The organism is uncultured Ruminococcus sp., from assembly GCF_946415235.1.
Taxonomy (GTDB): Bacteria; Bacillota; Clostridia; order Oscillospirales; family Ruminococcaceae; genus Ruminococcus.
Map to the genome: position 1 here is coordinate 1 of NZ_CAMKRR010000025.1, position 14,833 is coordinate 14,833.

Below are 14,833 nucleotides of genomic sequence, written 5' to 3' on the forward strand. Positions count from 1 at the left end.
ACATTAGCTCAGTCGGTAGAGCATACGCCTTTTAAGCGTAGGGTCGAGGGTTCAAATCCCTCATGTCTCACCACATTTATTTATGCCGGTATTTCAAGGGAATCTTTGAATATCGGCATTTTTCGTCTCATATAACAGTTTTGAATAATGAGTTTGCGTGAAATGCTGAAATAGCCGTTCAACAATTGTTGAACGGCTATAGTGCTTTTAGTTGGATCAGTGCTTGTTGATAAACTGGTTAAGTGTTATGTCCTTAGCTCCGCTGGAAACAGAAGCATAATATGCAAGAACTCCGCTGGCGTCAACTGCATCGATTATCTTGTCACCGTTGATATCTGCCGCTGCTGACTGCTCGGGAGTCATAGATGGCTCCTTCTTAGCTGAGATCATAGCGTATTCCTTGAGGATAGCGGATGCATCTACAGCGTCAATAAATCCATTGTTATTGATATCGCCGAGCAGACGATCCGAAACATTTACTCTCAGGTTCTTGCTGGTCTTGGACATATCTACGCTTCCGATTATTGAAGGATCTTCATATCTCGGGGTTACTGTTGATGTATATTCGCCTTCATTGATGATATTTATATCATAGCTTCCCAGAGCTGCATCCGAAGTTAATGCAGCATTGAAGCAGGCAAGAGGATATGCATCCGAAGTTTCGCCCGACAGCTTCATAGGATCTGCAGAGGTTGTGGTCGAATAAACTATAGACAGCATATTTAATTTATCAAATTCCTTGCGTAAAATATCATCTTCGCTTTCATTAAAATCAGCATAAGGTGTTTTTTCGTATTTCTTTACAGGGGAATCGAGGTTTTTGAGTACAAGCGACTTGTTGTCGCACTGCCATTTTGCACCGACAAATCCTGCAAGCTTCTGGTCGTCCTTGATATAAATAGCACAAGGAACAACAGCACCGTCAGCTGAAGCCTTCTTTGTATTAACATAAACATTGCCGTACTTCAGAACTTCGATACCTGTTCCCTCATCTGCTTTGAAATAGTAGCTCGGATTGTAGTCCTTCGGGAGCTCAGATGCGTTTGCAGCAGCCGAAAATGCCATGCCTGCTGTCATAACAGCAGCTGAGATCAGTGATAATGTCTTTTTCATATTGTATTTTTTCTCCTTTCAAAGCAGCTCAGACATACGCAGAACTATTTCTGCAACACGCTTGGCTGCAATTTTTTCAAATTCATCGAATGACATTGCTCCATCATCGTCGGCGTTGTCAGAAATACATCTGACGCTGACGTAAGGAAGCTTGTTCAGGTAGCAGCAGTGCCCTACTGCCGCACTTTCCATATCGACTGCATATGGGTCGAATTTTTCAAGTATAGCATTTTTAGCTTCATTGCTTGAAATAAATACTTCACCAGAAACTATCCTGCCTCTGAATGATTTTACAGAGAATTCACCGCAAACCTTTTCAGCTGTTTCAATGAGTTTGTCATCCGCTCTGAATATACCGCAGTACGGGGGATAGTCCTTGAGGAAATGCAGATCAAGGTCGTGAGGGAGCACCTCAGTGGATATTACGATATCACATACCTTTACAGCACTGTTCATGCCTCCTGCTATTCCAGTATTTATAATGCAGTCGGGATGAAAATTATCTATCATTACCTGTGTGCAAAGCGCTGCGTTAACTTTAGCGATGCCACAGCAGGCGTTTATCAGAGTTTTTCCGTTTTTTTCATTAATATAAAAATCAAAGCCTGAAATATGCTGTATTTCACCGATACCGAGCATTTCACGTATATCTGTCAGCTCGGAAGGCATAGCTCCTATTATTCCAACAGTGTTCATTGTTATCACTCCCGTTTTTTGATTGTGTTCTTATTATATCATACTTTGGTTAACAAATCAAGTAAAAAAGAAAGATCATACTATTTACGTCAATAAATGGTATGATCTATCTTTTTTTGCGGAATTTTGGCATTAGCTTTTTTCTGTAAAGCATATACGTGAAGTCGAGGTCATAGTCATAGAAAAGGAATACGAGATTAGATATCCCCAGCATTATATATGCGCCGTATCTGCCGAGATCATCAAACTCATCAAGCATTTCCCTAAGTCCGAAAATATATACCGTAACGTAGAAAAAAGAGATTATACATACATTAAACAGAAGCAGCTTGACAGCAAGTCTGAGTATTTTAGGCGTTATTTTCTGAATGTAGAACCTGACGACAGGATAATGGCCGAAGAACATTATGAATATCAGAGCTGCTTCCTTATCAAAGGTAATGAACATAGCAAGAAGTCCGACGGCAAGATATGTCAGGAATGCCCAGCCTGTGTTGACTTCAACTGCTATTATCATCAGGAGTATCCCTGCAATACCCGGCAAAAGCAGGTAAAGTGCAGGGAAAACTCCCGCAAGGAACATTGTAACGAGACATAGTGCGGAGATTATGCCGCCAAGAGCAACTCTATAGCTTATATCTCTCATTATTTCAGAGCCTTTTCCTTTCCGTCAGAGGTCTTTTTTGCTTTCTGGATATTGTATACGATCGCTGCAAGCAGCTTCTGAGGCAAGACTCTTGGCGAAAGAGTACCAAACTTTACAAATAAACCGGGAACGGCGAAAAGCTTGCCGCTGAATGCTTTTCTCAGGGCGTATTCCGCAGCTTCATCTGCAGTTATAGGCTTTACAGAGAAGCTTACTCCTGCCCTGTTATTGAAGTTCGTATCAACAGGGCCGGGACAAAGAACTGTTATTTTTACATTTGAGCGGTCTCTTCGGAGTTCTTCGTATATGGCGACAGAAAGCTTCAGAACATAGTTCTTTGAAGCGTAATATGCTGCCATGAGAGGACCTGACATAAATCCTGCGGCTGATGCCACATTCAGTATGGTACCGTGATCTTTTTTCTTGAAATCACGGAGAAAAAGCTTTGTCAGGATGTGAAGCGCTGTGATATTGACATTTATCATGTTTACCTCGTCATCAAGGTCGGTATCGTCGAATTTTCCGAAAAGGCCATATCCTGCGTTATTTATAAGCATATCAACATTTTTGTCCTTACAGAATTCATATACCCTGAAGACTTCTTCACGCTTTGAAAGATCGGCAGCGATTATTTCAACATTCCCGCCGAGGCTCTTCTGCATTTCCTTAAGCTTCGTTTCGTTTCTTCCTGTTAGTATAAGTGACCAGCCTTTTCTTGACAGCTTCGCTGCAAAGCTTTGTCCGATGCCTGATGTTGCGCCTGTGACCAATGCTTTCATAATATCAATTCCTTTCAATTATATTTTCGAGGTTTGCTCTGTTTCCAAGATTTTCAATCCCAAACAAAAACAGCGTCTGACCGTAATCGTTGACATTGACATACTCGGAAAGCTCTTTCTGCATATCTTCAGGTGATACGACAGCTATCTCGCTGTAATGCTGTATAAGGAAAGGTACAAAACAGTTTGCATAGCTGTCTTTGATAACAAGGAGCTTTTTGTCGTTTTTTACCGATGTCTTTATCTTTATAAGAGGTGCGGGATCCCCAAGGAAAACAGAATACATATCGCTTGAATCGAGCTTATCGAAGTCGTAAAGCTCGGTCTCGATGGTATTTCCGCTTTTTGTTGTCTTTTCGCACGAAATGACTGCTGCTCCGTCGGTATAATTGTAAATGTCGATTATATCGGGGGTTATTTGTGCCGAAAGGACCTTCCTATAGAGATTTCCTCTGAAATTATCGGTTATATGACTTATGCTGTACTTGTCATATAATGCAGGAAGAAATCCAAGCTTTTGAATAACAGTCTTGTATACACAGTATGCGCCGTATGTGGTCCATTTAGTATCAGTCCTGTAATAAATATAGTTCTCATTAAGCATTTTTAATATATTATAAGCGTCTATCTTTCTGATCTTGCTGCTTAAAAAGTCGTAAAATGCCGATATCTGCTGACCGTCCGACCTTGATATACCGCGGGCCTGCAAAAGATCACCGTATACTCCCGATGAACTGGGGATTGCTGCAAAATAGACTGTTCCGTCGTATTTTTCGGCAAATCGGTTGAAAATGTCAGAGCTGACCGTTGCAGGTGTTCTCAGAGATACCTCTGCGTCAAGAAGTCTGTCCTTGCCGATATAAATGCCGTTTACTATCTGCTCCGAAAGCTCTGCCTGCAATCGAGTCTGGGCAGATAACAGAGTTTTTCTGCCCGCAAAATGATCTGTGATGTAGTTCCCGACTTTTTCAACATCCGAGCCGTCATACAGTCCGCTTACCGATAATTCGGGGACATCAGCAAGCCTGCGGTTTTCAGCATAGGAGAAGGATTCGTTTTTGCCGAGGATTGTCATAAAGAAGAAGAAAGCGATTATCGAAAGAGTTATGATCGCTGTTATCCTGCCGGTGATCTTTGTCAGCTTTGACATTTCCCTTTCCTCCTTTTACAATCTGAGTAGCAGCATTTCCGAGCTGCCGCTGTAGGATATTAATGCGGTACATACCACAAGCAGTAATGCCGTCGTTATGGGGGAAGCTATGTTTACGGCAATTTTGAGCTTTTTCTTTCCCGATCTTATCATCATATTTCTGAACAGGTCGGTGGAGGCATACATTGCAAGCAGAATAAGTACTATATATGACTTCATAAGGTAAAAAGCCTGTGTATCTGCGATACTTCCGTTGCCGCCTATCATTATGAGAAAATACTTTACCGAATATGAAAGGCTGCTTCCCGAAAGGAACACAGAGCATAGTATTACTACGAGGAACGTATAGAACACGCCTGTAAGTTCCATTATCTTCTTCTCTCTCAGCCGTGCTTCTATAACGATGAATGATCCCATAAGAGCTCCGAAAGCTATGCCGTTAAGATTGAAGGTGTACCAAAAGCCGAAAAGCGACCAGCCGAATATAAAAATAGTTTCCCTGAGCCACTTTTTTTCACATGAATTATACAACGGTTTGGTTATATAGCGTCTTAGCCACTGTACTACCTGTGACTGCCATCGAGCTGCAAAATACTTTATTCTTGAGCTGAGCAGCGGATAATTAAAGCTCTGAGGCAAACGAATCCCGAAGCAATAAGCTATTCCTGTACCCATGTCAGCAACTCCGGAAAGAGTAAAATAGAGGCAGAAAATATATGACGTTACGCCGAGCCATGCTGTTACCGCCGAGATCTCATCAAAATTGCTGCTTTGTACCGATCTGTACAGCATATAGAGATTATCTGCGATAATAACCTTCTTGGCGAGTCCCTTAACGAAAACCGTCATTCCTATACCTATGCCCGATAAGCTTGACTTTCGGCTGTCGAAAAGCTTTGAAAAAGAACCGTATCTGAGAAGCGGCCCCATAATAAGCTTCGGAAAAAACATTATATACAGCGAAAATCTCATGATACTGCACTCACAGCTAAGTCTTTTCTTATATGCATCGACGAGAGTGCCTATAGCGGACAGTACAAAGAAAGAAATACCGACCGGATAAAAGCCTTCGGGAGCTTTTATAAGTCTGTGCAGCCATGTGAAGTACTCAGTCCGAAAGGCAAAAAGTGCAAGAAGATCAAAAACTGTACCGAATACAAGAGGAATTGCTGAGAGCTTATCACTTTCCCTGAATCTAAGGATGAGCTTTATGCATAAATAATTTATAAGGGTATAAGCTGAGATAAAAATGAGAAAATAGAGACTTATCATGCCGCAGAAAAGCATACTAAGCAATAAGATCATAGCCTCGCGGCATTTTCTCGGAGTTAGATAATACAGCAGCAGTGAAATTGGAAGGAAGCCGTATATATACAATAAACTGCTATATACCATTGTTTTCCTCCTTTATTTTCTCTACGATGTCGGAAAGCCCTGAACTGTCCGTCATTGTACAGAGTACTTCAATAAGTGCACCTGCCGAAAGCTGCTGGGGAAGTCCGAGTTTTTTTTGGAGCTTCAGCCTAAGTTCCATGCTGTTCTCGCCGCCGCTCAGTCCGAGTTCATATAGAGTGAGTTTTGTTATGTCTGATTTTTGACAGTTATCTGACGCTGTTATGCCTGACTTACGAAAAGCTTCAAGCAGGATCTGTGTATCAACGCCTTCAACTCCGAGCTTCCCCTCGGATGAAGGCTTGGTTTTGCGTTTTTCCTTGCCGAAAATATCGGGTATATATACATTCGTGACTTTTCCGTTCCCGACTGCGCCTTTTATATAACCGCGTATCTTTCTACCTGCCGCATCGGAATCGGTAAGTATGATAATTCCGGTTTTCCGGGCGTAATACCGTATAAGTTCGAGCTTTTCCGTATCCTTGAATATACCGAAACCGTTTGTGATTATTATAACTGCGTCAACTATGGAAGAAAGCTTTATTTTATCATACTTTCCCTCAACGATTATAGCTTCACTTATCTTGATCATTTGCCTCACCACTAATTCTTCGTCAGAAGCATCTTTGTAATGCACTGTTCAAGGATTGTTTTTTCGTCACTTCTGCTTGAATTCAGGAGTATATTCGTATCACGCAATATGGATATACATTTTCTCAGACGTTTTATGCTCATTCTTGAGCTGTCACGGAAAGCGTTCTTTACCTTGAAGTCAAATAAGTACGAAAAGTCCTCTTTTACGTCATTTATCTGTTTTCCTTTTTTTCTTGCACAGGCTGAACGGTACATATCTATAAATGAAGCCGATATTGATGCAAGAACAGCGCTTCTGTTGTTCTTGTCCTGCATCAGTTCGTCAAGAGCTTCATATGCAAGACGCTTATTCATTGCAGCAACAGCATCTGCGAGTTTGAATATTGTTGCGTCACTCTGTTTGTGTACGAGATTATGAAGAATTTCCCGTGTTATTTCGTTTTTGCCTGCATATGAGCAGAGCTTATCTATCTCGTTTCTTACGGTAAGAGTGTCATACTGACACATTTCAGCCAGTTCACGGGCATTTTCAAGAGAAATAAGAGAACCTCTTGCGGAAACACTTGCAGCGATATCCTTTGCAAACTCCCCTTCTGTCTTAACGGGACACTCGACAAGGATACCGTTTTTCTCCGCAAAGTCCGCTAACTTTTTGTTTTTGTCCTTTATGAAAGTCCGTTTCGCCTTATAGTCAGTCTTTACGGCTATCTCAAAGCCCGTAACATTGAAAATAACGACTGTATGTGGCGGTATGTCTTTTATTGCGTCGATAAGCTTTTTATTTATATCCTCCGCTTTAAGTCCTGCCATATTTTCACGTGGTTTCTCGCAGTTATAGTCGTTGATAAGTATACAGTTATAGTCCGACATCATGGGCATCATCTGTATCATATCATATAATTCCGAAAAATCAAGATATCTGCCCTCAAGCTTATTGAGCGCAAATTCTTCATTGTCTCCCACGGCAGCTCTGATTATATATTTGGTAAGCTTTTCGACATCGGGGATGTTCTGGCCAAATATATAGTAAAGATTACTTATCTCGCCTTTATTTAGTTGAGCTTTAAGTGTTTTAGCGTCGGTTATCGGCATTATAATCTCCTTATCGTAAAGCTGTCAGAGCCTGACAGCACTATCTCGAAATTATTGTTTTTACTCAGGTCAAGTATATTTACTGCCATTTCATCTCCTTTTGCGGCCTTTCCGCAGAGGACCGTAAGTCCGGAAGACGGCTTGTATGCGTTTGCATCGGAAATGAAGCAGATCTCCTTGTTATCGGAGATGACAGTGATATTATTATCTGTGATCTTTATTGAATACCTGTTTTCGTGAACGGTTATATCATTAGTGAAATATGTGACATTGCTGCTTTTTAAAGGTATTTCCGTGTCTCCTGCGATTATCCAGTTATTAACATCGGTGAATTCAAGCTCGTTTATGTAATTTGAGTATCCCGACTGGACTTTCCGGGTCAGGATCACAGAATCAATGCAGTTTATCCCGTTTGCAGCGAGATATTTTCTGACATAGACTGCTGAACGGTAATGTCCGCTTATATCAATAATATCGGCGGAATTATCACGGCTCACAACTGCAACTGCGTTGTTTCCTTTTCCGAGAACAGCAATAGTCGTATGACTGTTACGCTCTATTCTTGCCGCAGACGATGCAATAAACAGAAATGCTGCAGAAAATGCGGCAGCTCCGCATATATATTTCCTGTTCCTGAAGATTGCGGCAGTAAGGAAAGTAATTATCATACATATCATAAGTCCGCCGACAACAGTTTTGCTCCCGCCTGAGAAATATGTGAAGCGGATACGTGATACAATGTCGGAAAAACGCAGGACAAATTCGTTTATGATCTTCGGAATGAACAGAAGGTCTATAATCCCGCCGCTGATTGCATAAAGCAGTCCTATCATCATGGATACGGAGCAAAGCGGGACCAAAATCACATTCGTTATCGGTGAAATAAGCGACGTTTCATCGAAATACAGCAGTGAAAACGGAAATACACATATCATTGTGCAGAGCATTACAGCCGATTTCTTCATAAGGCTGCCTAATGTTGTTTCGGAAGGGATATTTTTGGTCATATACGGCGCAAATACGCCTATTCCGAATGTTCCCACCACGGAGAGTATAAAGCCCTGATCATAAATAACATAGGGCTGTAAAATACATATCAGCAGTACTGCACCCGCAAGAGAATTAAAAGTGTCGTTCTGTCGTCTGAACAGTCCTGCTGCATACATAAAATTCATCATGATCGCTGCTCTTATAGCTGAAATAGGACAATTTGCCAGCGTGATAAGGAAAGCTATCATACATTCCATAAGAGCAAATGATATGAATTTGTTGATACGCAGAAGCCTTAATATGCTCATGAGAATAAATATCGCAGCAGATACGTGAAGTCCCGAAACGGCAAGAATATGTCCTATTCCGCAGCGATAGACGGCAGTTTTTATATTCCACTCCATTCCGCGTTTCTCACCGAATACCATTCCTGCAAGAAGATCGCCGCTGTCTTTGCCGAGTGCGATATGAAAATCAGAGATCATATTCTCTCTGTGATCGTTTATAATTACTTTAAGGCTTCTTTTGGATGAACTTATCCTGTTTATATCCTTTGCGTTGCTTATTTCAAGGAAAATACCGTCAGACTTGAAGTAGCTCTCACTGTCGAAAAGATAATCCTTAGACGGCTTTTCAAATTTGCAGTTTCCTAATTCAATGGTATCTCCTATTTCGGCATCCAGTGAGTTGACATAGAAGCTGAGTTTGGCTTTCGTTTTTCCGTTTATATTACCATTAAGTACATACGACGAATTGTCACCGCTGTAATGCTGCAAACTGATAACTTTTCCGCGGAAGCTTCCGTTTTGTCCGTCAAATTCAACTGCAGGAGCATATACAAGGTCAGTGTAAATACTGAATACAAGTACAGCTGCTCCGAAAAACGCTGCCATTATGCAGTGATCTGCTATAGTGAAGTTATACTTTTTACCTGCAAAAAGCGCAGCAGCTATTACCGCAGCAGTTATAATCATAAAAGCGGGATCTGTAAAAAATGAAGCGAAAAACAATCCCGCCATATACGCTGCCGCAGCTCCAATCATTTTTCGCTTCATAATTCTATTCCTTATTTAAAGAAAAGCGGTAGCTTCTCAAGAAAACATATATCTTTTCTTTCACCTGCATCGCCCTCTGCGAGAACGGCAGATCGACCCGATATGATTCCGCCTGCCTCTGTAACGAGCTTTTCAAGTGCAAGGAGCGACTCTCCTGTGCTTATAACATCATCTACGATAAGCACTTTTTTGCCTTTAAGGAGCTCTGCTTTCTCCTTTGAGAGATAAAGTGTCTGCTCGGCGGCTGTTGTTATAGACTTAACGCTTACGGATATAGGATCGGTCATATAGAGCTTTACCGATTTTCTTGCAACGACATAAGGCTTTCCGCTTTCTCTTGCCATTTCGTATGCCAGAGGTATACCCTTTGATTCAGCCGTGATTATTATATCAAAATATGGAGACTTGCTCAGAAGCTTTCCCGCAACAGCTACAGTAAGCTCTACATCGGAAAACATAACAAATGCTGCAATATCGATTTTGTCATTGAGAGGACATATAGGAAGTTCCCTTTCAAGTCCTGCGATAGTCATTTTATATGTTTCAGCCACTATATTTCCCCTCCTTTATTCTGTCTTGCCGAGGGACTCGGGTCCCCAGCCCATTTTAACGCCTGCCAGCATATGGAAATGGAGATGCTTTACAGTCTGTCCTGCGTCGTCGCCGCAATTGTTGATTATACGATAGCTTTCGATACCCTCAGCCTTTGCTATCTTGGCAGCAGCTTCAAAAACCTTAGCGGCTGCGGAAGAATTTGCTTCAGTGATCTCGTTTGCAGAGGCTATATGAACCTTTGGGATGATAAGGTAATGAACAGGTGCGATAGGAGCTATATCCTTGAATGCATATACGAATTCATCTTCGTAGACCTTAGTGCTTGGAATTTCACCGTCGATTATTTTACAGAATAAACAGTCCATATTATTTCTCCTTTTTATTATAGTGAAGGTCGGTGTGGAACCGCCTGTTGATTATTGCATGGTTTCCGCAACTACATCGGCAAACTTAGCCATTGCCTCGTCGATCTTTGCGATATCGCCTGCGCCTGCCATAGCTCCGTCGGGCTTTCCGCCGCCCTTACCGCCTGTAACGGCAGCTATCTCACGTACTATCTTGCCTGCGTTAGCACCCTTTGCAACAGCTTCCTTTGTACATACACAGTAGAATGTTCCCTTTTCACCCATAGTACCTGCAAATAGAGCAATGATAGCTTCGTTTTTATCCTTGACGCTGTCTCCGAGCTTTCTCAGAGCATCGGGAGCAGAGCCATCCATTCTTGCGGATACCGTCTTGATACCATTGACTTCACCTGCGTTGTCAAAGAGAGCAGCAGTTTTTGAATTGGCTATCTGCTGGGTGAGACTCTCTATCTTCTTGTCCTTTTCCTTTGCCTCAGCTGCAAGGGCTGCACACTTTTCGGGAAGTTCGCTTACGTTTGCAAGCTTGAGCGCTTTTGCGGAACGGAGGATTGTATCCTTGAAGCTGTTCATGAGCTCAAGTGCGCCTGTACCTGTAACTGCTTCGATTCGTCTTACGCCTGCTGCTACAGAGCTTTCGGAAACTATCTTAAAGAGTCCTATCTGTGCGGAATTTGATATGTGTGTACCGCCGCAGAATTCTACGGACTTGTTAGCAGTAACGACACGTACGGTATCACCGTATTTTTCGCCGAAAAGTGCCATAGCGCCAAGCTTTCTTGCTTCGTCTATAGGCATTTCCTGCATAGTTACGGGGAAGGCTTCCATTATTTCTGAGTTTACTATCTTTTCAACTCTTTCAATCTCTTCATCTGTCATTGCACTGAAATGATTGAAGTCAAAACGACAGGCTTTTTCGTTAACAAGCTGTCCTGCCTGATGAACGTGATCGCCAAGTACCTGACGAAGGGCATGCTGAAGAAGATGTGCAGTCGTATGGTTACGCATTATAGCCATTCTGCGGTCTTTTTCAATCTGAGCGAGGACTTTGTCTCCCTTTGAGATACTTCCCTGCTCTACTGTTGCAATATGCAGGAAATGTCCCTCGGATTTAATCGTATCATCAACAGAAGCGATATTTGCTCCGTTGATGAGCATACCCGTGTCTCCGACCTGTCCGCCGCTCTCAGCATAGAAAGGAGTAACGTCGAGAACTATAACAACATCATCGCCTTCAATAGCTGTCTCTACTTCCGTACCGTTCTTGTATATTGCAAGTATTTCGGCATCCTTTGCTTCAAAATCAGTATATCCCGTGAATATTGTTGCGGGAGCGTCGACCTTTATGCTGTTGTCAGCCCACGAAGAACCTGCCTTTGCAGCGTGGTCTGCCTTAGCTCTTGCTCTCTGCTCTTTTGCAAGCTCTGTGAAACGGTCACGGTCAACGGTAAAGCCTTTTTCCTCACATATCTCTTCTGTAAGGTCTATGGGGAAGCCGTATGTATCGGAGAGCTTGAATGCGTCGTCTCCTGAGAGTACCTTTCCGCCCTCGGTAGTAAGCTTATCAGTGAACTGATTGAGGAGTTCAGTTCCCTTGTCGATAGTTTTGGCAAATGCTTCTTCCTCGACACCGATTATCTTCTTGATGTAGTCACGCTTTTCAGCAAGCTCGGGGTAAGCATTGGCGTTCTCGTTGATAACTGTATCGCATACATCGCAGAGGAAGGGCTTGGTGATACCGAGCAGTCTGCCGTGACGGGCTGCTCGTCTGAGCAGACGGCGAAGCACATATCCGCGTCCCTCGTTTGAGGGGAGGATACCGTCACCTACCATGAAGGTAGTACTTCTGATATGGTCGGTGATAACACGGAGCGAAACGTCCTTCTTTGCATCCTTCTTATATTCGATACCTGCGATAGATGAGATATGCTTCATTATATTCTGAACAGTATCTACTTCAAAGATATTGTCAACGCCCTGCATTACGCAGGCAAGTCTCTCAAGGCCCATACCTGTATCTATGTTCTTGTTCTTCATTTCGGCATAATGACCCTCGCCGTCGCTGTCAAACTGGCTGAAAACGAGGTTCCATATCTCAATCACTCTGTCACAGTCACTTGCCTGTTCAAAGCTCTCAAAAGGACCGTAAGCCTCACCGCGGTCAAAATGTATCTCCGAGCAAGGACCGCAGGGACCTGAGCCATGCTCCCAGAAATTGTCCTTTTTGCCGAGACGGATTATCCTTTCATGAGGTATGCCGATATGATTTTCCCATATCTGTTCAGCTTCGTCGTCGCTTTCAAATATAGTTATCCAGAGCTTTTCGGCAGGGATAGCAAGAGTTTTTGTAAGGAATTCCCATGCCCATTCGATAGCCTCTGTCTTGAAGTAATCGCCGAATGAGAAATTGCCCAGCATTTCAAAATAAGTACCGTGACGTGCTGTTTTTCCAACACTTTCGATATCGGGAGTTCTTATACACTTCTGACAGGTAGTAACCCGCTTGTTCGGAGGTGTAGCCTGTCCGAGAAAGAATTTTTTAAGCGGAGCCATACCAGAATTGATAAGCAGAAGGCTCTTGTCCCCCTGAGGAACGAGGGAAGCACTTGCCATTCTTGTATGGTTCTTGCTTTCAAAAAAAGATAAATACTTTTCACGTAGATCATTAAGACCTGTCCACAGCATAAATATATCTCCTTTAATAAAAATATAAAACTTAGCAATACAAAAAAAGCCCCGCCGCCAAATGGGACGAAGGCTCTCGTGGTACCACCCAAATTTGAGAAAGATATACTTTCTCCTCATAAATCCTTAACGCGGAAATACGCCTCGGTTTCCCAAGGGAGCTCAGGGGTAGCACCTGTTCATTGCGTAAAAGCTCGCACCAAACGCTTTTTCTCTGTATCGCAAATTATACAGTCATTCCCGTCAACGCTATACATTTAATATTATAACGCTGTTTTATAAAAAAGTCAATGCTTTGAGCTGATTTTTTCAAAATATTTATAGTATAAGCTGTCACCTTGTGCTTTGTTAAGGAATATAATAGACCAATACGTAAAAGGAAGGTGAAGATATGAAAGCAAAACGAAGGAAAAACAGGATAAAAAAGTCTGTGATATATCTTATAGCCTCAATAATTACGGTGATTGTATTGTCCGTAAAGCTCAACGCTTCATTAAAGCCGGTAATTAAGGTTCAGGCGGAGCACTTTGCCGAAAAGGAAGCTTCGGAGCTTATTGACAGCTGTGTATCAGAATACCTTGACAGGAATAAGTACTGTTACAGTGATTATGCAGCTGTTCTGTACAATGACAAAAAACAGATAACTTCAATAGAGACTATTTCATATGCCGTAAACAAAACCCAATCAGAGCTTACGCTTGCAATAAATCAAAAATTAAAGAAGATAAGCGGCAAAAATGCAGAGATACCTCTGGGCTCGCTTACAAAAACATTTCTTTTAAACGGAAAAGGTCCGAAAATACATATAAAGATCGCTCCTGTAGGCTGTGCTGACGTAAAACTGAAAAGTGAACTATTGTCAGCGGGGATAAATCAGACAAAGCACAGGATAACCGCAGTAATAAAAATTAAAATTTCTTCCTCCACTCCGCTGATAAGCTTTGGCACAACGTCGGAATTTGAGTTTTTGATCGCAGAAAGCGTGATAATAGGAGAAGTTCCCGATCTTGTCCCCTACAGCGGAACATTACAGAAGTAAAAGATCACTTGTTTCCCTCGGCGCACACCCATTTTTCGCCGCTTTTTGTATGAATGACAACATTTATAAATCCTGCATTTTCAAGTAAAGCTTTGAATTCGGCAAGAGTAGGATTATAAAGGCTGAACTTTTTGATACCCTCAATGTCTTTTTCGTCAAGCTCGGCATCTCCGTGAATATCTGCTGCTATAAGGAACCTGCCGCCTTTTTTCAGGACCCTGTATACTTCTTTAAGACTTTTTGGGGGATCAGGCCAGAAATAGAAGCTTTCCACAGTAATTATCCTGTCAAAGCTGCCATTATCGAATGGCAAAGCTTCTACGGAGGCTTGCGATATCTTTACTTTTCCACATCCGACGGAACGCTCATTGTTGAATGTGGAAAGTTCAACAGAGATCTCGGAATGATCTATGCCGTAAATCTTTCCCACATCAGTGGTCTCGTCAATTCTTTTTATAGTTGCTCCACCGCCGCAGCCAATATCAAGGACAATATCATTCGGGGCAACTTCTAAAAATCCCAATGCCCACTCGGTTACAGGCGTATGACGTTCGTTCATGCCCTTAAGCATTTCTATACCTGCCTCTCCATGTGGCTTTGCGGGATTTCCAAGCTCAGTTACCGATCTTTTCTCCATAATTATCACCTTTCCGTATATTAAAAAGGCTGACGAACATCGGCAGCC

At 42.3% G+C, this 14,833-nt stretch carries 14 protein-coding genes and 1 other annotated feature; of the genes, 1 reads left to right on the forward strand and 13 read right to left on the reverse strand.

What is annotated here, in order from left to right; genetic code table 11:
- Positions 1-216: 216 nt before the first annotated feature.
- The 12 genes from Q0R37_RS06945 to alaS all read right to left on the reverse strand — a co-directional run bounded on the left by Q0R37_RS06945 (position 217) and on the right by alaS (position 13,109).
- Entirely contained in the window at positions 217-1,113 is an 897-nt protein-coding gene (locus Q0R37_RS06945; RefSeq protein ID WP_294752773.1) for a dockerin type I domain-containing protein, read from the reverse strand.
- Positions 1,114-1,131: 18 nt separating this feature from the next.
- Positions 1,132-1,809: a 5'-methylthioadenosine/adenosylhomocysteine nucleosidase gene (locus tag Q0R37_RS06950; protein WP_294752775.1), complete on the reverse strand. Its 678-nt coding sequence runs from the start codon at positions 1,807-1,809 to the stop codon at positions 1,132-1,134.
- 106 nt (positions 1,810-1,915) lie between these two features.
- Entirely contained in the window at positions 1,916-2,455 is a 540-nt protein-coding gene (locus tag Q0R37_RS06955) for a hypothetical protein (RefSeq protein WP_294752777.1), read from the reverse strand.
- Complete coding sequence (locus Q0R37_RS06960) at positions 2,455-3,234, reverse strand: SDR family oxidoreductase (RefSeq protein WP_294752779.1); 780 nt, start codon at positions 3,232-3,234, stop codon at positions 2,455-2,457. Before Q0R37_RS06960 ends, Q0R37_RS06955 begins: the two co-directional genes overlap by 1 nt.
- A 4-nt stretch (positions 3,235-3,238) precedes the next feature.
- Positions 3,239-4,384 carry a DHHW family protein gene (locus Q0R37_RS06965; protein ID WP_294752781.1) on the reverse strand — a complete coding sequence of 382 codons (1,146 nt, stop codon included), beginning with the start codon at positions 4,382-4,384 and terminating at the stop codon, positions 3,239-3,241.
- A 15-nt stretch (positions 4,385-4,399) separates the two neighbouring features.
- Positions 4,400-5,779, reverse strand: a complete 1,380-nt coding sequence (locus Q0R37_RS06970; RefSeq protein ID WP_294752783.1) for an MBOAT family O-acyltransferase — start codon at positions 5,777-5,779, stop codon at positions 4,400-4,402.
- Positions 5,769-6,368 (reverse strand): DUF4093 domain-containing protein, encoded by a 600-nt coding sequence (locus tag Q0R37_RS06975; RefSeq protein ID WP_294752784.1) that lies wholly within the window; start codon positions 6,366-6,368, stop codon positions 5,769-5,771. The genes Q0R37_RS06970 and Q0R37_RS06975 overlap by 11 nt, the downstream gene beginning before the upstream one ends.
- An 11-nt stretch (positions 6,369-6,379) precedes the next feature.
- Positions 6,380-7,462, reverse strand: coding sequence for a DNA polymerase III subunit delta (gene holA, locus Q0R37_RS06980; RefSeq protein ID WP_294752786.1), 1,083 nt, complete (start codon positions 7,460-7,462; stop codon positions 6,380-6,382).
- On the reverse strand, positions 7,462-9,507 hold the full coding sequence (locus tag Q0R37_RS06985) for a ComEC/Rec2 family competence protein (protein ID WP_294752788.1): 2,046 nt from the start codon (positions 9,505-9,507) through the stop codon (positions 7,462-7,464). Before Q0R37_RS06985 ends, holA begins: the two co-directional genes overlap by 1 nt.
- 11 nt (positions 9,508-9,518) lie before the next feature.
- On the reverse strand, positions 9,519-10,058 hold the full coding sequence (locus tag Q0R37_RS06990; protein WP_294752789.1) for a phosphoribosyltransferase family protein: 540 nt from the start codon (positions 10,056-10,058) through the stop codon (positions 9,519-9,521).
- A gap of 15 nt (positions 10,059-10,073) precedes the next feature.
- A complete protein-coding gene (locus tag Q0R37_RS06995) occupies positions 10,074-10,427 on the reverse strand; it encodes a histidine triad nucleotide-binding protein (protein WP_294752790.1) in 354 nt (117 codons plus the stop codon).
- A 51-nt stretch (positions 10,428-10,478) separates the two neighbouring features.
- Positions 10,479-13,109 (reverse strand): alanine--tRNA ligase, encoded by a 2,631-nt coding sequence (alaS, locus tag Q0R37_RS07000; RefSeq protein ID WP_294752792.1) that lies wholly within the window; start codon positions 13,107-13,109, stop codon positions 10,479-10,481.
- Between the two features lie 59 nt (positions 13,110-13,168).
- Positions 13,169-13,365 (reverse strand) — a binding site (T-box leader).
- A gap of 135 nt (positions 13,366-13,500) precedes the next feature.
- On the opposite strand from alaS, the gene yunB reads away from it, so the two are divergent.
- Positions 13,501-14,148, forward strand: coding sequence for a sporulation protein YunB (gene yunB, locus Q0R37_RS07005; RefSeq protein WP_294752794.1), 648 nt, complete (start codon positions 13,501-13,503; stop codon positions 14,146-14,148).
- A 4-nt stretch (positions 14,149-14,152) separates the two neighbouring features.
- On the opposite strand, the gene Q0R37_RS07010 is transcribed toward yunB, so the two are convergent.
- Positions 14,153-14,785 carry a methyltransferase domain-containing protein gene (locus tag Q0R37_RS07010; RefSeq protein WP_294752796.1) on the reverse strand — a complete coding sequence of 211 codons (633 nt, stop codon included), beginning with the start codon at positions 14,783-14,785 and terminating at the stop codon, positions 14,153-14,155.
- Positions 14,786-14,833: the final 48 nt, after the last annotated feature.